Origin of the sequence: Acinetobacter sp. NIOH-H-8 (assembly GCF_046635365.1) — a bacterium.
In the GTDB taxonomy this organism is placed as follows: domain Bacteria; phylum Pseudomonadota; class Gammaproteobacteria; order Pseudomonadales; family Moraxellaceae; genus Acinetobacter.
Genome location: NZ_JBHDVN010000002.1, coordinates 69,154 through 86,338 on the forward strand (window position 1 = coordinate 69,154; position 17,185 = coordinate 86,338).

At 44.7% G+C, this 17,185-nt stretch carries 17 protein-coding genes; 4 read left to right on the top strand and 13 right to left on the bottom strand.

The genetic code is table 11. The features are described from left to right. Nucleotides 1-92: 92 nt before the first annotated feature. Nucleotides 93-1,181, bottom strand: coding sequence for a putative zinc-binding metallopeptidase (locus ACEWB7_RS01750; protein ID WP_175967701.1), 1,089 nt, complete (start codon nucleotides 1,179-1,181; stop codon nucleotides 93-95). 456 nt (nucleotides 1,182-1,637) lie between these two features. Between ACEWB7_RS01750 and ACEWB7_RS01755 the strand changes: the two genes are divergently transcribed. Then, nucleotides 1,638-2,096: a GNAT family N-acetyltransferase gene (locus ACEWB7_RS01755; protein ID WP_104426988.1), complete on the top strand. Its 459-nt coding sequence runs from the start codon at nucleotides 1,638-1,640 to the stop codon at nucleotides 2,094-2,096. Nucleotides 2,097-2,329: 233 nt separating this feature from the next. Then, a complete protein-coding gene (locus ACEWB7_RS01760; RefSeq protein WP_104426100.1) occupies nucleotides 2,330-3,217 on the top strand; it encodes a DMT family transporter in 888 nt (295 codons plus the stop codon). 59 nt (nucleotides 3,218-3,276) lie between these two features. Here the strand turns inward: ACEWB7_RS01760 and pcaD are convergent, their stop codons facing one another. The 12 genes from pcaD to ACEWB7_RS01820 form a co-directional block, all read right to left on the bottom strand. After that, a complete protein-coding gene (gene pcaD, locus ACEWB7_RS01765) occupies nucleotides 3,277-4,056 on the bottom strand; it encodes a 3-oxoadipate enol-lactonase (RefSeq protein ID WP_312316292.1) in 780 nt (259 codons plus the stop codon). Nucleotides 4,057-4,153: 97 nt separating this feature from the next. Further along, nucleotides 4,154-5,359 carry a 3-oxoadipyl-CoA thiolase gene (pcaF, locus tag ACEWB7_RS01770; RefSeq protein WP_312316295.1) on the bottom strand — a complete coding sequence of 402 codons (1,206 nt, stop codon included), beginning with the start codon at nucleotides 5,357-5,359 and terminating at the stop codon, nucleotides 4,154-4,156. Nucleotides 5,360-5,522: 163 nt separating this feature from the next. Beyond that, the gene (locus tag ACEWB7_RS01775; RefSeq protein WP_312533448.1) at nucleotides 5,523-6,176 is read right to left on the bottom strand and encodes a 3-oxoacid CoA-transferase subunit B; all 654 of its coding nucleotides are present in this window, start codon (nucleotides 6,174-6,176) and stop codon (nucleotides 5,523-5,525) included. Nucleotides 6,177-6,197: 21 nt separating this feature from the next. Then, complete coding sequence (locus ACEWB7_RS01780) at nucleotides 6,198-6,869, bottom strand: 3-oxoacid CoA-transferase subunit A (protein ID WP_004731110.1); 672 nt, start codon at nucleotides 6,867-6,869, stop codon at nucleotides 6,198-6,200. Nucleotides 6,870-6,906: 37 nt separating this feature from the next. Beyond that, entirely contained in the window at nucleotides 6,907-8,127 is a 1,221-nt protein-coding gene (gene benE, locus ACEWB7_RS01785; RefSeq protein WP_004731109.1) for a benzoate/H(+) symporter BenE, read from the bottom strand. A gap of 58 nt (nucleotides 8,128-8,185) precedes the next feature. After that, nucleotides 8,186-8,971 (bottom strand): benzoate diol dehydrogenase BenD, encoded by a 786-nt coding sequence (gene benD, locus ACEWB7_RS01790; RefSeq protein WP_312316303.1) that lies wholly within the window; start codon nucleotides 8,969-8,971, stop codon nucleotides 8,186-8,188. 17 nt (nucleotides 8,972-8,988) lie between these two features. After that, nucleotides 8,989-10,005 (bottom strand): benzoate 1,2-dioxygenase electron transfer component BenC, encoded by a 1,017-nt coding sequence (gene benC / locus ACEWB7_RS01795; RefSeq protein ID WP_312316304.1) that lies wholly within the window; start codon nucleotides 10,003-10,005, stop codon nucleotides 8,989-8,991. Nucleotides 10,006-10,098: 93 nt separating this feature from the next. Continuing rightward, complete coding sequence (gene benB, locus ACEWB7_RS01800) at nucleotides 10,099-10,590, bottom strand: benzoate 1,2-dioxygenase small subunit (protein ID WP_064096717.1); 492 nt, start codon at nucleotides 10,588-10,590, stop codon at nucleotides 10,099-10,101. Then, nucleotides 10,587-11,975: a benzoate 1,2-dioxygenase large subunit gene (benA, locus tag ACEWB7_RS01805; protein ID WP_312316308.1), complete on the bottom strand. Its 1,389-nt coding sequence runs from the start codon at nucleotides 11,973-11,975 to the stop codon at nucleotides 10,587-10,589. Before benA ends, benB begins: the two co-directional genes overlap by 4 nt. Before the next feature lie 75 nt (nucleotides 11,976-12,050). Continuing rightward, nucleotides 12,051-12,971 carry a catechol 1,2-dioxygenase gene (gene catA, locus ACEWB7_RS01810; RefSeq protein WP_125278481.1) on the bottom strand — a complete coding sequence of 307 codons (921 nt, stop codon included), beginning with the start codon at nucleotides 12,969-12,971 and terminating at the stop codon, nucleotides 12,051-12,053. Nucleotides 12,972-13,125: 154 nt separating this feature from the next. Further along, a complete protein-coding gene (gene catC, locus ACEWB7_RS01815; RefSeq protein ID WP_125278482.1) occupies nucleotides 13,126-13,416 on the bottom strand; it encodes a muconolactone Delta-isomerase in 291 nt (96 codons plus the stop codon). A 15-nt stretch (nucleotides 13,417-13,431) separates the two neighbouring features. Further along, entirely contained in the window at nucleotides 13,432-14,541 is a 1,110-nt protein-coding gene (locus ACEWB7_RS01820; protein ID WP_312309705.1) for a muconate/chloromuconate family cycloisomerase, read from the bottom strand. Between the two features lie 115 nt (nucleotides 14,542-14,656). Between ACEWB7_RS01820 and ACEWB7_RS01825 the strand changes: the two genes are divergently transcribed. Both ACEWB7_RS01825 and ACEWB7_RS01830 read left to right on the top strand, forming a co-directional pair. After that, nucleotides 14,657-15,568, top strand: coding sequence for a LysR family transcriptional regulator (locus ACEWB7_RS01825; RefSeq protein WP_312316312.1), 912 nt, complete (start codon nucleotides 14,657-14,659; stop codon nucleotides 15,566-15,568). Nucleotides 15,569-15,797: 229 nt separating this feature from the next. Further along, complete coding sequence (locus ACEWB7_RS01830) at nucleotides 15,798-17,168, top strand: MFS transporter (protein ID WP_262737478.1); 1,371 nt, start codon at nucleotides 15,798-15,800, stop codon at nucleotides 17,166-17,168. Nucleotides 17,169-17,185 lie beyond the last annotated feature (17 nt).

The following is a 17,185-nucleotide window of genomic DNA, read 5'->3' on the forward strand; positions in this document are numbered from 1 at the left end:
GCTAAGAGTATCGCTTAATTTATTGAAATAGTATTAAGCCCAAAATAAAGCCCGTAAATCACGGGCTTTATTTATTGTGTTAGATAAATATTTTAGTTCTGAATCAGACGTGGGTTATTAAAGACTTTATCCAATATATGCCGATGAATGAAACGCAGTTTATCTTTCACAGCTTCAGTCAGCTTAAACGGGTAAGCATCTTCCAGACCCATACTGCGGTTTAAAGCATTCAAGTTAAAAGTCAGGGTGACCCAGTTTTCCAGGATATGTTCAAAATCCTGTCCACCAATCGGGCATTCTTTAAAGTCCATACTGGCCAGGTTTCGGCCATTACCTTCCACGCGTAGACCAGCATAAAATGCTGTTTCCAGTGTTTCCATGATATGCAGATAGTGCGACCAGGTTTCAGCCCAGTCTTCCCACGGGTGTGCGGTGGCATAGGGACTAATATATTTTTCATGCCAGTTAATAGGTGCACCTTGATTATAATGACGTTCTAATGCTTCACTATAATTTTGCCGCTCATCTCCAAAATAATGGCGAAGTTCATCGAGTAATTCCGGGTGTAGGTGCTGGATGACATTAAAATAAAAATGCCCACTTTCATGACGAAAATGCCCTAATAATGTCCTGTAATTTTCACCCATATTGACCCGAGTTGTTTCACGATAAACCACATCGGCCTCGAAGGCATTTAAGGTAATCACACCATTGGCATGGCCGGTAAGTACTGGCTTGTCTTTTTCAGGAAGAAGAAAATCAAAACGCAAACCCAATGGATCATCATCCGAATGTTTTGGACGAGGCATAATGTTCATACGTTGGGTCAGATACAGAAAACGGCGTTTGGCTTCCTCGAGCCGATACCAGTAAATCATGTTCTCAGAATTTTCCAGATTTGGAATTACATGAGTCAGCTGGCAGGATTCGCAAAAATCTTCCTCGTCATCTACAGGGATCATCCAGTTACATACCTGATGATGGGTATAGTTATAGCAAGGTTTATAACGGGAATGTTGATACTTTTCGGCAACCGGAACCCACTCCTGAGCATTCAGCTTTTTAAATGTCGTCATTTCTTTTTCGGATGCGATATAACCGATAGGGGAAAGGCAGTGATCACACACGAATTTGGCGAAAAAGATCTGCTGTTCGCAAACTGGACATTCAAAATATTTCATCGATACTCCCTGCGAAATGAATGAATTACAATGGATTGCTGAAACTCTGTAATTTATATTCAGATTGCATTGCGGAATTTTATCCTGTTTAAAAATTCATCATAAAAATTTCTTAAAAAACACTATGTTGATTAATTGTAAAATGCATGTGATCGATTATTCATTAGATTATAGTTTAGTGACTGTTTATAGAAGAAAAGCTGACAGAAATAAAAAAACCGATGAACTGACTTATGTATTTTTTTCTTAAATAAAAACGAGAGTATCAATTTAAAAAAACTGAATAATGCAAACTATAAAAAATTAGAGATCAAAAATTATTGAAAAAAATTGATTGAATAGCATTTTTCATAAGACCTAATTGGTATATATTTTACTCAATGTTAAAACATGCATCATGCTGAAAAATAAATTATTTTTAATTTTTTAGTTCTGCTTTTGGGGTATTAAGATATGATGAAGATAAGAAAAGTCACTGTTCAGGATACACTTGCAATTGCGAACGTCATTGCCCCATTTGTTGATGTCTTGATTTCTAGTGAAGAGGGGCGCAAGCGTTTTCAACCTGAAATTCTTCAGACCATTTTTGACCGAGCTGATATTCATTATTTTATTGGAGAAATTAATCAAAAAATTGTGGGCGTAGTGGCCTATATGGAACCTGCACACTTCATGCACTTTTTTCTGGATCCAGCTTATCAGGGTCAGGGATATGGACGACAAATGTGGAATTTTTTAGAAGAACAAATCCGTAATCAAGGGCATCAAAAGATTACAGTCAAATCCAGTTTATATGGCTTCAATATTTATAAAAAATTTGGTTTTGTTGAGACGGGTGAACTTACTCAGGAACATGGCATTCGCTTTATTCCAATGGAAAAAGTTTATTCTGATGAAACATCTTCGGTCTCTTAAAATAGAAGAGCCGTTTATTATAAGTTAATCAAAGATCAGGAGTTATTTTCTTATTTTTTTGCATAGTTGGAATCTGAGAAATCAATTTTATCCCTATCAAATTGATAAATTTTAATTATTTTTGAATTAGAAAATTAAACTTTTAGCTATTAGCCATTATCTCATTTTTAATTAGTCATAGATTGTACTAAGGCATAGAATTAATTCACTTTTACGGCATTAACGATCAGGGTATGGCAATCAGCTGGATTTTCTTCACTTTAATGGCTGCATTTATGCAGGCCTGGCGAAATGCCTTTCAAAAACAGCTCAGCACAACTGTCGATATCTGGGGCGTGACACTGGCGCGTTTCCTGTTTGGCTTTCCGCTAGCAGGGCTTTACATCGCAGCTTTATATCACTTCAAACCGGTAGAAAGTGTGGTGCATTTTACCCCGAAGTATTGGATCTATATCCTGATTGCCGGTATCAGCCAGATTCTGGCAACCGCCTTGATGGTGCAGCTGTTTAAACAGAAAAATTATGCGATTGGCGTTGGATTGGCAAAAAGTGAAGCGATTCTGGCTGCCATTATCGGAGTGATTTTTCTGTCAGATCATCTGTCTGTACTGGCATGGATCGGGGTGCTGATCGGTGGTTATGCGGTATTCCTGCTGAGTAAGGGCAATCAGCTCACCGGTCTATCCACCAAGACTTTAGCCATCGGAATCGGCAGCGGTTTGAGCTTTGCTATTACTTCACTCTTGGTACGTGAAGCCAGTCTGGAATTACCAATGTTGCCAACCATGCATAGAGCTTCATGGGTACTGATTTCGGTGATTGGTTTCCAATGTATCAGTATGCTGATCTATTTAAGTTTATTTAGCCGCAAAACCTTAGTTGCCATGTGGCAACGTTTGGGACTTACTTTTAAAGTCAGTTTTTGTAGCTTTATGGCATCACTCGGTTGGTTTACCGCCATGAGTATGATGAGCGTGCCAATCGTGAAAACCTTGGGACAAATCGAAATCCTGTTCAGTCTGCTGATTTCAGCTTATTTCTTTAAAGAAAAATTGGCGCGTGCCGAGCATTGGGGCTTGGGACTAGTGGTGATTGCAGCGATGCTGGTGATCTGGGCTTAACGAATCAACGAATAAAAAGAAAAGCCACGAAATATCGTGGCTTTTTTTACAACCATAAATCAAGCAGCAAGAAAAGTTTGTACTGCCTGATTAAAGGCTTCCGGCTGTTCAATATTGGAAATATGCGAAGCATTGATTTCAAACAACTTGCTATTCGCAATACGTTGCTGCATAAACTGGCCATCTGCAACAGTCGTCACCGGATCCTGCTGACCCGCTATAATCAGCACAGGGATTTGAATACTGCTAAGTTGTTCGCGGACATCCGCCTTAGCCAGAGCTTCACAGCAGTTTGCATAGCCTTCTGGGCTGCCAGCTCCGAGGTCGTTTGAAAGTTCTGCAACGACTGCCGGGTTGCTCTGGATAAAGGGATTGGTAAACCAGCGTGATGCTGCAGTTGCAGCAATCGGAGCAAGACCTTGCTCACGGACAAGCGCAGCACGGTCTTGCCATGCCTGTTCCTGGCCAATTTTGGCTGCGGTGTTACAAACAATCACGTGGTTAAAACGTTCTGGCTTATGAATCACTAACCATTGACCGGTTAAGCCACCCATAGAAATACCACAGAATGCTGCTTTTGCAATATTCAAATGATCCAGAAGACTCACGACATCCTGACCCAGTTGTTCCAGACTATATGGGCCTTGTGGCGCAAAAGATGCACCATGACCACGGGTGTCATAACAGATTACGTAATAATCCTGCTGGAAATGTTCAATCTGTGGCTGCCACATGCTGTATTTGGTGCCCAGTGAATTGGAAAATACCAATGCAGGTTTGTTGGCATTCCCAAAAGTCTGGTAATTAATCTGGGCATCATTTGATGTAAATGTTGGCATTTGTTATTCCTTTTATTTCCTTCTAAAAGTTCTTCCCTGAACAAGGCATAAGCACTGCTTAAGCCTTGTGCAAGAAAGGGAGGTTAGGAGGGATTTTTTAAACACGTTCAATAATCAGCGCGATACCTTGACCTACGCCAATGCACATAGAGCAGAGAGCATATTTCCCGCCAGTCTGTTCCAGCTGGTTCAGTGCGGTTGTCACCAGACGGGCACCGGAAGCACCGAGTGGATGGCCAATGGCAATGGCACCGCCATTCGGGTTTACATGGGCAGCATCATCTGGAAGGTCAAGGTCACGGGTCACGGCTAAGGCCTGTGCAGCAAAGGCTTCATTCAGTTCAATGATATCCATCTGATCTAGTGTCAAACCGGTCTGGGCCAGTAGCTTTCTAATCGCTGGTGCCGGACCAAAGCCCATAATGCGTGGTTCAACACCGACAACCGTTGAGCCAATAATTTTGGCACGCACTTCTAGGCCATATTCAGCAACAGCTTCATCAGAGGCAATCAGGAGTGCCGCTGCACCATCGTTAATGCCAGAAGCATTGCCGGCAGTCACCGTACCATCCGCTTTTACAACTGGTTTTAGCTTAGTTAAACCTTCTAGTGTCGTAGAAGCACGTGGATGTTCATCTGTATCAACAACCACAGGTTCGCCTTTACGCTGAGAAATCACTACCGGAATGATTTCATTTTTAAAGAAACCTTTGGCCTGCGCCGCTGCAGTACGTTGCTGGCTGGTCAGGGCAAACTTGTCTTGATCTTCACGGTTGATATTGAACTGTGCTGCCACATTTTCCGCAGTTTCCGGCATGGTTTCCACGCCATACAGTTCCTTCAGTTTCGGGTTGATAAAACGCCAGCCCATGGTAGTATCTTCAAGCTTTTGAGTACGGCCATACGCCGTTTCTGACTTGCCCATCACGAATGGAGCACGCGACATGCTTTCTACACCGCCGGCAATAATCAGATTAGCTTCACCGGCTTTAATCGCCCGTGCTGCCATTGCGATTGCATCCATCGATGAACCACATAGGCGGTTCACGGTCGTTGCCGGCACCTGATAAGGCAGGCCTGCAAGCAGAGAAGACATACGACCGACGTTACGGTTGTCTTCACCGGCCTGATTGGCACAGCCATAGATCACGTCATCGACCTGTTCCCAGTTCACACTTGGATTGCGCTCCATCAACGCTTTAATTGGCAGCGCACCTAAGTCATCTGCACGGACAGGCGCGAGGCCACCGGCATAACGACCGAATGGGGTACGGATGGCATCGATAATATATGCATTTTTCATTGTTTCTATTTCCAGTTCTCTAATCCCTCCCGACCTCCCTTTGATAAAGGGAGGAGAGCTTCCGTCATATATTTTCGAAAGTCCCCCTTTCTTGCACATTGACTTAAAGCAGTGCTTAAGTCTCGTTCAGGGGATATAGGGGGATTTAATTTTGCTTTATTACTTAACCTTGTGTCGCATCAATCAATGTTGCACCCGTCATCGACTGCAATTCTTCAAATGACAGACCTTCAACTTTTTCAATCACTTTCATGCCTTCAGCCGTGACATCAATCACACACAGATCGGTATAAATACGGTCTACACATTTCAGGCCAGTGGCAGGATAAGTCAGTTCAGCCACGATCTTCGGTTCACCTTTTTTAGTGACATGATCGGTAGTGATAAAGACTTTCTTGGCACCGACGGCCAGATCCATCGCGCCACCGACAGCAGGAATTGCATCCGGTGCACCAGTATGCCAGTTGGCCAAGTCACCATTTTCAGCGACTTGGAATGCCCCCAAGACTGCGATATCTAAGTGACCACTACGCATCATCGCAAAAGAATCTCCATGATGGAAAAATGCACCTCCAGTCAGCATGGTCACAAATTCTTTACCGGCATTGATCAGCTCAGGATCGCGGTCTTCTTCAGCAGGAGGAGGACCGAACGCCAACAGACCATTTTCAGAATGCAGGAAGACGTCTTTATCGCTTGGCAGGTAGCTTGAAATCTTGGTCGGTAAACCAATACCCAGGTTCACATAAGCACCATCAGGAATGTCTTGTGCCACACGTTCAGCAATCTGGTCACGGGTCAGTTTGTTATAGCTCACTTCTTTTCTCCTTATCCGTGATTACTGTGCAGGTTTAACTTGAACAACGTGTTGAACAAAAATTCCCGGGGTGATGATGTGCTCTGGATCCAGTGCACCCAGTTCAACCACTTCAGAAACTTGAGCGATGGTCACATCTGCTGCCATTGCCATGATTGGGCCGAAGTTACGCGCAGATTTTCGGTACACCAGATTGCCCCAACGATCGCCTTTAGATGCTTTAATTAAAGCAAAGTCGGCTTTAATCGGATTTTCTAAAACGTAGTCTTTACCTTCATAGTTCATGGTCGGTTTACCTTCAGCCAGCAAAGTACCAAAACCGGTAGGGGTATAGATTGGACCTAAGCCCATACCTGCTGCCTGAATACGGCAAGCCAGATTGCCTTGCGGTACCAGTTCCAGTTCAATCTTGCCTGCACGATATAACTCGTCAAATACCCACGAGTCAGACTGACGCGGGAAAGAGCAAATGATTTTACGAACAGCACCAGCTTTAAGCAGTTTCGCCAGGCCGTAATCGCCATTACCGGCATTATTGTTGACAATAATCAGGTCTTTAATACCCAATTCGATCAGACCATCAATCAGTTCAGCAGGCTGACCCGCTGTACCGAAACCACCGATCATAATGGTAGAACCGTCCTTGATCTGGGAGAGTGCTTCTTTCAATGATAATGAACTTTTATCTATCATAATCTGGTCCTTACATATCCTAAACTGATGGATGTCTTTAAACTCGTTTTGAATCTGATGCTGTAACCGGAACTGCATTACGGTTTTTCTGTGACAGCAGAAAATGTGCTACCAGGCCAATGCAAATTCCCCAGAAGACTGAACTCAGTCCCAAGAAATGCATGCCGGAAGCAGTCGCTAAAAAGGTGATCAGTGCTGCATCACGTTGCGACTCTTTGCCCATGGCCACGGAAATATTGGTGGCAATCGCACCCAGTAATGCCAGTCCCGCCAAAGCTGCAATGAGTTCTTTAGGCATCAGGCTAAACAGCATGACAATGCTGCCGGCAAATAAGCCGCCTAAAATATAAAAAAGCCCATTGGCCACGCCGGCGATATAACGCTTTTCTTTCAGTTCGTGGGCATCTTTGCCCAAACACAAAGCAGCTGTGATCGAGGCCAAGACAATCGTGATGCCACCTACACAGGCTACTGCAAGCGAGGCAATACTCGTTGCACTAATAATCGGCTTGGCGGGCATGTCATAACCACTGAGTTTGATAATCGCCATTCCCGGTAAAAACTGGCCAGACAGGCTGACCAGAATGAGCGGGAGGGCCAGATTCAGGGTTGAACTCCAGGTCCATTCTGGTGCAATAAATTGCGGAATCGCCAGACTGAAATCTGCCGTGACCGGGTTAATCTTGCCGAGTAGCATGCTTAAAACCACACCGGCAATCAGCACCCAGACCATGGCATAGCGGGGACTAAAACGCTTGGCCAGCAAAAATACCGCCAGCATGCCAAAGACGATATAGGGCATGGTATCGGTCGCGGTGAACAACCCTAAACCAAACTGCAGTAAAATCCCCGCCATCATTCCGGCAGCCACTTCCTGAGGAATCCAGGACAGCAATTTGTCGAAATAACCGGTGATCCCAATGAAAAAAATCACCACAGCAGAGGTGATATAGGCAGCAACCGCTTCATTGAGCGAAATATCGGGAAACAGCGTGACTAATAAAGCCGTTCCGGGCGCAGACCAGGCGGTGACGACAGGTATTTTGTATTTAATGGATAAAAAAATACCTGCGAGCGCAGCCCCAATAGAAATTCCCCAAATCCATGAAATCATCATGTCTGGGGAAACCTGAGCTTGCTGTGCCGCCTGGAAAAAAATGATCAGTGGCCCTGAATAGGAAATCAGCACTGCTAAGAATCCTGCAACAGTTGCTGAAATTGACCAATCATTTTTTAATGTCTGAAACAGGGTGTTCATTGGTGATGTGCCTCCTTGCGTCGAACCATGAGCCTGTTAAAAATCGTGATGATCAGGATTAGCCCTGATCACCACCACCGACCGGTACCACTGTACCTGTCATATAAGATGATTCATCCGAAGCCAGGAATACAATTGCATTCACTTGCTCCTGAATCGTACCGTAGCGTCCCATGAAAGTACGGTCAATGGTCTGATCAACCACTTGCTGCATCCATTGTTTTTCAGATTCAGTCAATGGATTGGCATTGCGCGGTACTTTACGTGGTGGTGCTTCAGTGCCACCCGTCGCGATTGCATTGACACGGATACCATCTTTGGCATGTTCAAAGGCAAGGGAAGCGGTCAGGCCGTTCACACCACCTTTCGATGCCGAATATGGCACACGGTTAATGCCGCGTGTCGCAATAGAAGATACGTTTACAATGGTACCTTTCTGGTTTTTAATCATTTCCGGAAGAACTGCATGGCAGCACCACAGTGTCGGGAACAACGAACGGTTCACTTCCTTGATAATTTCCTCTTCAGAAAATTCCTCGAAAGGTTTCATCCAGATCGCGCCACCGACGTTGTTGATGAGCGCATCGACACGGCCATAGGTTTCTAGTGCTTTTTCAACGACTGATTGAGCACCCGCAAACGTTTCCAGATTGGCTTTGACCGTAATCGCATCACCGCCAGTCGCTTCAATTTCAGCCAGAACTTCTTCCACATAAGGAGAAAGGTCAGCCATGACGACTTGAGCACCTTCGCTCGCCACTTGCAGCGCGACACCGCGACCGATGCCTTGAGCGGCACCCGTCACGATTACGACTTTATTTTCAAATCTTTGACGATTAGACATTGAACAAATTCCCTCTCTTAGTTGGCAGAGAATTTTTCAAACAGGAAGCTTGCAGGTTTTACGCCTTCAGCATCTAGCCAGCCGCGAACTGCTTCTACCATTGGTACAGGGCCACATAGGTAGATGTCTACGTCGCCGCCATTTAGCCATTTGTTTTCGATATGACCGGTCACATAGCCTTTACGCTCATGTGCCGATTCCGGGTTAGCCACAACAGTGCGATACTCGAACCACGAGAATTTTTCTTGCAGTTCGTTCAGTTTTTCAATGGCAACCAAGTCGAAATCATTGGTCACACCAAATACTAAACGCACTGGATGTTCTGAACCTTTTTCTTCCAGCACTTGCAGCATCGACATGAATGGTGCAATACCTGTACCACCCGCCATCATCAAGACAGGACGGGTCACAGGGCGCAGGTAGAAGCTACCAAATGGACCAGTAAAGGTCATTTTGTCGCCAGCTTGGGCATTGGCACTCAAGAACTCACTCATTTTACCATTTGGCACGTTACGTACCACAAAGCCGGTTAAACGGTTGCCTGGTTTAGAGCTGAACGAATAAGAACGGGTTTCAGTTGTACCTGGAATACCCACGTTCACATATTGACCGGCAAGGAAGTGAATGTCTGGTTGACCTTCATCTAACTGAATGTCAAAGGTAATGGTCGAGTCAGACAGGTTTTCAACGCGAGCCAAAGTTCCCTGGAAAGCATGGATTTCAGTTTTACACACTTCCGAAGAGGCCTGAATCTGAAATACGGCGTCTGAGGTTGGTTTACATTGGCAAGCAAGAATGTAGCCTTCAGCTGCTTCTTCAGGCGTTAATGCATCTTCAATATAAGTTTCTTCAGGCATGTCAAATGAACCTGATTCACAAAACGCACGACACGTTCCACAAGCACCATCACGGCAGTCCAAAGGAATATTGATCTTTTGACGGTAAGCTGCATCAGACAGGGTCTCGCCTTGGGCAACAGAAATAAAACGTGTAACGCCATCTTCAAATTGAAGTGCAATATTGTGGTTTGACATGGCTGAATATCCTATATAAATCTTTGTAACTGGACCTTTCAGCCAATTTTCCATCTGGCTGAAAGGTTTTACCTGGCTGTAATAAAAACAGTCTTAAAGGTGATAGATGTCGATAACCTGATTGATGTAATCATTTTTCAGTACCACGTATTTGCTTAAAATTTGTGGTTTATCGCCTGAAAAATCGATTTCATAACGTGACATACCGAAGTAGCTGTAGCTGTTTTTGTAACGGAAACTCAAGGTATTCCAGTTAAAACGTACAGTGACCTTGTCGCCATCACGTTCAACAATTTCAATATTGCTGATGTTATGGCTGGTACGTGTATCCGGCATGGTGGCAGATGAGCGTTCAGTCTTAATCCGGAACACACGGTCTTCTAAACCTTGACGGTCTGGATAATAAATCAGGGAGATTTCAGACTGTGGATCTGTAGTCAGTTTGTCGTCGTCATCCCAGGCTGGCATCCAGAAAGAAGCAGTAGGGGCATAACACGTCAACCAGTCATCCCATTGCTCATCATCCAAAAAGCGAGCTTCTTGATACAGGAACTGCGCAATATTTTCTAAAGTGATGTCGCTCATGCGTTTTCTCCTTCAGTAGATACTGCAATTTCTTTTTCAGTCGCGATGCCTTTTTTGATCAGTTCTAACCAGTACTGGTGCTGAGCCAGGTATAGACCTTCATCTTCAGTTTTAATACCAGACAGTTTTGGTTTTAAACCGATTTCATTGGCAGCATCATCTGGACCTTGGATCCAGTGTTTGGAGCCGCGACACATATCGTTCCACTCAAGCGCGATCCCGGCATAACCAGCCTGACAGGCACGGAATTCTTCCAGATCGTCCGGCGTTGCCATACCAGAAGCATTAAAGAAGTCTTCATACTGACGGATACGGCGGGTGCGTGCTTCAGGCTCTTCACCGACAGGACCGATACAGTAAATGGTCACTTCAGTCTTATCGACAGAGATTGGACGCAGGACACGAATTTGTGAGCCGAACTGATCCATAAAATAAACGTTTGGATAGATACACAGGTTACGTGAACGCTCAATCATCCATTTCGCCATGGCTTCACCATAACGCTCGGTATATTCATCTTTCTTGGCAAAGTTTGGACGGTCTTCCGGATTGGCCCATTGAGTCCAAAGCAGCATGTGACCATGTTCAAAGCCATAAGAACCACCGCCTTGTTTGCCCCATGAACCTGCGCTCATGGCACGAATATTATCGCCAGCTTCTTTTTCCTTACGTTGCTGAGTGGTCGCGGCGTAGTTCCAGTGCACAGCAGAGACGTGATAACCATCGGCACCGTTTTCTGCAGTCAGCTTCCAGTTACCTTCATAGGTATAAGTCGATGAACCACGTAAAACTTCCAGACCTTGCTCAGACTGACCCACGATCATGTCGATGATCTTCATGGCTTCGCCCAGGTATTCTTCCAGAGATGGAACATCCGGATTCAGGCTGCCAAACAAGAAGCCTTTGTAATTTTCAAAACGGGCTACTTTTTTCAGGTCATGAGAACCGTCTTGGTTAAAGCAATCTGAATAGCCTGCATCAGCCGGGTCTTTCACTTTTAACAGCTTGCCCGAGTTATTAAATGTCCAGCCATGGAATGGGCAGGTATAGGTTGCTTTATTACCACGTTTGTAGCGGCAGAGCTGTGCACCGCGGTGTGAGCAGGCATTGATCATGGCATTCAGTTCGCCATTACGATTACGTGCAATGATGATTGGCTGACGGCCAATATGGGTTGTGTAGTAATCGTTGTTATTGGGAATCTGACTCTCATGGGCCAGATAAACCCAGTTTCCTTCAAAAATGTATTTCATTTCCAGATCAAACAGGGCTTGATCAGTAAATACGGAACGGTGCAGTTTAAATTCACCAGATTCAAAATCATCGACCAGTAATTCATCAATACGGTCTAAATGGCTGATGTTAATTACAGGAATACGAGGCATGTCCAGTCTCCGACTTTCCAAGGAGGGGAAGTCATCGGGATGTTGCTCAGACTGACATCCCGATTCCATTTTGAATTAAGCGCTTGCGCGACGACGTTCTACTTCAGTGCTTGGTGCAGCAGCTTGGTCTCTCACCAGTTCAATATTGAATTGGATATGTTTGAATGGACCATTTAAACCGCGGCGTGCGATTTCAGCTTCATCAGTCACATCAACAGCGGTTGCGACCAGACCATCACGTGTGGCGAATGCAAAGTCATCCCACAGGTACTGATCGCCTTCGATGTTGAACTGTGTGGTTAACTTGCGGTAACCGGGTGCAGATACGAAGTAATGCACATGAGATGGGCGGTTACCGTGACGACCTAATTTGTCCAGTACGAACTGGGTGGTACCTTCAGGTGGACAGCCATAACCGACCGGCATGGTGGTCAGAGCAACATATTTACCGTCTTGATCGGTAAAGATAGAACGGCGCAGGTTAAAGTCAGATTGCGACTTGTCAAAGAAAGAATAGTTGCCCAGGCTATTGGCATGCCAGACTTCAACTTTTGCACCTTCAATGATGTTGCCGTCAGTATCGGTCACTGTGCCTTCAATAATCAGGGTCGGAATTTTGCCTTCTTCAGAACCGTCATCCATACGCGCAAAACCAACTGACTCAGGTGCACCTGCAACATACAGCGGGCCTTCGATGGTACGTGGTGTACCACCTGTAATGCCTGCTTTGGCATCTGCTTCATCCGCGCGTAAGTCTAAGTAATGTTCCAGACCAAGACCTGCAGCCAGTAAGCCTAATTCATTAGCTTGACCTGCATCAGTAAAGTATTCCAAACCTTTCCAGAGTTCAGTCTGAGAAATATCAAGATCTTCAATAGCCTGGAAAAGATCACCTAATAAACGTACAACAACTTGTTGTACACGCTCATCTACTGGTCCTGTCGCTGTATCGACATTCATTTTTTTAACCAGTGCATCAATTTCTTGGCGGTTCATACTATTGCTCCTAAAGTATGTTTTCATATTTTAGTGGCGCATGTTTTAGCATTCATTTGGCTGGCTAAATCTTGCTGGCCACAAGTCCTTTTGGATTACCCTCAGGTGTATGGGTGGGAAGGATTTTTTTTATTTCCATTCCCGAATTTATTCATTACTTGTCATCATCCCGAATCGATGATGGATGGCGGTTCAATGCGATAACTTCGATGTTCATATACGGGTAGAGTGGCAAGCCCTGTAGCAAGTTGTGCAACTCTTCATTGCTTTCAACATCAAAAATACTGATGTTTGAATACTGCCCGGTGATGCGCCAGATATGACGCCACTTACCCTGACGTTGCAGATCCTGTGAATAGGCTTTTTCGACAGCCTTAATTTCATTGGCCTGTTCAACTGGCATATCTTTTGGAATATTGACGTCCATTCGTACTTGGAAAAGCATGGGATTCTCCTGGAATTATTGACGACGCAAGTTGTCAATTTTGTTTTCATCCAACTCAATACCCAGACCTGGTCCTTTCGGAATCTCAAGTTCAAAGTTTTGATACTGGAGTGGGGTTTTTAAAATATCTTCAGTCAGTAGCAGGGGGCCAAACAGTTCGGTGCCATAAGCGAGACTTTCAAAAGTCGAGAAGGCATGGGCAGAGGCGATCGTGCCTACCGGGCCTTCCAGCATGGTGCCGCCATACAGATCGATGCCTGCCAGCTGTGCCACTTTTGCAACTTCACAGCCTTCAATCAGGCCACCGGACTGCGCTACTTTGACTGCAAAAACTGATGAACCATGCTGACGTGCGATCTGATAGGCAGACTGTGGCCCCATCAAGGATTCATCCGCCATGATGGCGATATCAAAACGCTGGGTCAGACGTCGCATTGCATCCAGATTGTCAATGGCGCACGGCTGTTCAATCAGATCAATGCCGCCGTCCTGGAGTAACTGAATACCTTTAATCGCGTCCAGCTCTGACCAGGCACGGTTGACGTCCACACGGATTGAAATGTCTTTGCCCAATGCCTGTTTAATGGCAAGCACGTGTTCAACATCCTGTTCCACTGGACGAGAACCAATTTTCAGTTTGAAAATATTGTGGCGTTTGGCCGCAATCATTTTCTGGGCTTCAGCAATGTCTTTCTCGGTATTGCCAGATGCCAATACCCACAGCACTGGTACGCTGTTACGTAAACGTCCACCTAGAATTTCACTCAGTGGCTGGTTCAGACGTTGTGCCTGAATATCCAGTAGCGCAGTTTGAATGGCACATTTGGCAAAACGGTTACCATTAATATTCTTTTTGATGGCTCGTAATGTCTGTGCAACATTCAAACCCGATAATGTTTTCAGAAGCGGTGCAAAGTAAGTCTCAATATTCACTTTGACACTTTCTGGGCTTTCTTCACCGTAGCCTAAACCGCCAATAGTGGTGGCTTCGCCCCAACCCACATAGCCGTCTTCGGTGGTGATTTTGACCAGGACCAGTGTCTGGGTTTGCATGGTTGCGACAGCCATCTTGTGAGGACGGATCGTCGGTATTTGAACCAGCAAGGTTTCAACTGACTTATACATAATTACGCTTCACATTCTTGCTTTAATGTTTTGACCTGATATACCTTAAAAGAATAATTTTGATTGGTCTAAGATCGATTTAGCATTTTTTTATACTTTAAAGGTATTTAGGAATATGGAACTCAGGCATTTGCGTTACTTTGTCGCAGTCGTCGAAGAACAAAGTTTTACCAAGGCGGCAGAAAAACTGTTTATTGCTCAACCACCTTTAAGCAGACAGATACAAAATCTGGAACAGGAACTGGATATTCAGCTCTTTGAAAGAGGTAGCCGACCGCTTAAGACCACAGAAGCAGGTCAATTCTTCTACCAGCATGCGGTTAAACTTTTGTCTAATGCGGAAGAAATCAAATCGATGACCAAGCGGATTGGTATCGCGGATCGCACCATTAGTATTGGTTTTGTTGGCTCGTTATTGTTCGGTTTGCTATCGCGTATTGTGTTTTTATTTAAGCAGCAACATCCCCAGCTCAAAATTGAGATGGTTGAAATGAATACTTCAGAGCAGATTCAGGCACTTAAGGAAGGGCGGATTGATGTCGGTTTTGGACGCTTGAGAATTTCAGATCCAGCAGTGAAACGGGTGTTGCTGCGTGAAGAAAGACTCATGGTCGCTGCGCATTCCAGCCATTTTTTCTCGCAACGTGATGGCGTGAACCTGTCGGAACTGGTGGATCAGCCACTCTTTTTATATCCGAATAATGGTAAAGCGAATTTTTCTACCCAGGTGCGCAGTATATTTTCTGAGTATGGACTGGAACCGAAAAATATTCGTGCAGTCAGTGAATTGCAACTGGCGCTTGGTTTTGTGGCTGCTGGAGAGGGTGTTTGTATCGTGCCGGAAAGTGCCCAAAATATTCGTCTGGCTCATTTAAACTTTATCCCTTTATTAGATGAATTTGCGGTCAGCCCAGTCTTTATGGCTATTCGTAATATGGATGAAAGTGAATATATTCGTTATCTGTTTGATGCGGTCTATCAGGTCTATGATCTTGAAGCGATTAAATATGATCGTGCTGTATTTTAATTCAGATCAATACCTGTCTGGATCTTATAGGGAATAAAGCGAATCCATATTTTTATATTGAATAAAGGTTTCATTTTTTGGATGAATATCATTAAGGCATAGTAAATAAAGCCTTTTCTTTAAGGCAGACTTTATAGGTATAGAAGCATGCCTATTCAGTTTTGGACATTTATGGACATCTTCTGCATTGTGAATCTCATAAATTGAACTTCACAATTAGGAGGTGGAGATGTCTACAAATAAAGTGAATATAAATACGCTGATTGATGAAGCAAAGTTCACGCCTTTTCATTGGGGCGTCCTGATCTGGTGTTTGCTGATCATTATTTTTGACGGTTATGACCTGGTAATTTACGGCGTGGCTTTACCGCTACTGATGCAGGAATGGGCACTCAGTGCAGTACAGGCAGGCATGTTAGCCAGCACCGCCTTGTTCGGTATGATGTTTGGAGCGATGAGTTTCGGCACTTTGTCCGATAAACTGGGACGTAAAAAAACCATCATGATCTGTGTCGCGATCTTTAGTGGTTTTACGTTTATCGGTGCCTTTGCAACATCACCTGTCGAATTCGGAATTTTACGTTTTCTTGCCGGACTCGGAATTGGTGGCGTGATGCCAAACGTCGTTGCCCTGATGACGGAATACGCACCAAAAAGGATTCGCAGTACACTGGTCGCTTTGATGTTTAGTGGCTATGCCATCGGCGGCATGACATCTGCCTTGCTTGGCGCATGGCTGGTGCCACAGTTTGGCTGGAAAATCATGTTCTTACTTGCGGGTACTCCTTTACTGTTCCTGCCGATACTCTGGAAATATTTACCAGAATCGTTGATGTATCTGACCAATAAGCAGCAGACTGCTCAAGCGCAAAGCATTATCCAGAAAATCTCGCCAACACAGATAATTGGATCTGACACCCAGTTCGTCCTGAATGAAGTACAAAAAGGCGATGAAGCACCTTTAAAAGCATTATTTCAGCAAGGCCGCACATTTAGTACCTTTATGTTCTGGCTGGCATTTTTCATGTGTCTATTAATGGTCTACGCACTGGGTAGCTGGTTACCAAAACTCATGATTCAAGCCGGATATTCACTGGGCGCCAGCATGATCTTCCTGTTTGCCCTGAATATTGGTGGCATGATCGGGGCTATTGGTGGGGGTTATCTGGCAGACCGTTTCCATATCAAAAAAGTGCTGACCATCATGTTTCTTTGCGGGGCAGCTTCTTTAATCCTGCTCGGTTATAACAGTCCGCAATTCGTGCTTTACAGCTTGATTGCAGTGGCCGGTGCAGCAACCATTGGTTCACAAATTCTGCTTTATACCTTCGTGGCACAATATTATCCATCGACTGTGCGTTCCACCGGCATGGGTTGGGCTTCCGGGATTGGACGTATCGGTGCGATTGTTGGACCGGTACTGACAGGTGCTTTACTCACCATGAATTTACCGCATCAAATGAACTTCTTTGCAATTGCGATTCCCGGTTTGATTGCTGCGCTGGCAATTTTCCTGGTGAACTTAAAAATGTCAGTAGAAGGTCAAGCCCTTGCTAGATCTGAGATTCGCACTGATTCTCTCGCTGAAAAAGCAAGTTAATGGATTAAATATCAATT

Excerpts from the sequence above, each read along its gene's own strand:
- ACEWB7_RS01750 (WP_175967701.1), bottom strand. The coding sequence starts at position 1,181 with ATGAAATATTTTGAATGTCCAGTTTGCGAACAGCAGATCTTTTTCGCC.
- ACEWB7_RS01755 (WP_104426988.1), top strand. The coding sequence starts at position 1,638 with ATGAAGATAAGAAAAGTCACTGTTCAGGATACACTTGCAATTGCGAAC.
- ACEWB7_RS01760 (WP_104426100.1), top strand. The coding sequence starts at position 2,330 with ATGGCAATCAGCTGGATTTTCTTCACTTTAATGGCTGCATTTATGCAG.
- pcaD (WP_312316292.1), bottom strand. The coding sequence starts at position 4,056 with ATGCCAACATTTACATCAAATGATGCCCAGATTAATTACCAGACTTTT.
- pcaF (WP_312316295.1), bottom strand. The coding sequence starts at position 5,359 with ATGAAAAATGCATATATTATCGATGCCATCCGTACCCCATTCGGTCGT.
- ACEWB7_RS01780 (WP_004731110.1), bottom strand. The coding sequence starts at position 6,869 with ATGATAGATAAAAGTTCATTATCATTGAAAGAAGCACTCTCCCAGATC.
- benE (WP_004731109.1), bottom strand. The coding sequence starts at position 8,127 with ATGAACACCCTGTTTCAGACATTAAAAAATGATTGGTCAATTTCAGCA.
- benD (WP_312316303.1), bottom strand. The coding sequence starts at position 8,971 with ATGTCTAATCGTCAAAGATTTGAAAATAAAGTCGTAATCGTGACGGGT.
- benC (WP_312316304.1), bottom strand. The coding sequence starts at position 10,005 with ATGTCAAACCACAATATTGCACTTCAATTTGAAGATGGCGTTACACGT.
- benB (WP_064096717.1), bottom strand. The coding sequence starts at position 10,590 with ATGAGCGACATCACTTTAGAAAATATTGCGCAGTTCCTGTATCAAGAA.
- benA (WP_312316308.1), bottom strand. The coding sequence starts at position 11,975 with ATGCCTCGTATTCCTGTAATTAACATCAGCCATTTAGACCGTATTGAT.
- catA (WP_125278481.1), bottom strand. The coding sequence starts at position 12,971 with ATGAACCGCCAAGAAATTGATGCACTGGTTAAAAAAATGAATGTCGAT.
- catC (WP_125278482.1), bottom strand. The coding sequence starts at position 13,416 with ATGCTTTTCCAAGTACGAATGGACGTCAATATTCCAAAAGATATGCCA.
- ACEWB7_RS01820 (WP_312309705.1), bottom strand. The coding sequence starts at position 14,541 with ATGTATAAGTCAGTTGAAACCTTGCTGGTTCAAATACCGACGATCCGT.
- ACEWB7_RS01825 (WP_312316312.1), top strand. The coding sequence starts at position 14,657 with ATGGAACTCAGGCATTTGCGTTACTTTGTCGCAGTCGTCGAAGAACAA.
- ACEWB7_RS01830 (WP_262737478.1), top strand. The coding sequence starts at position 15,798 with ATGTCTACAAATAAAGTGAATATAAATACGCTGATTGATGAAGCAAAG.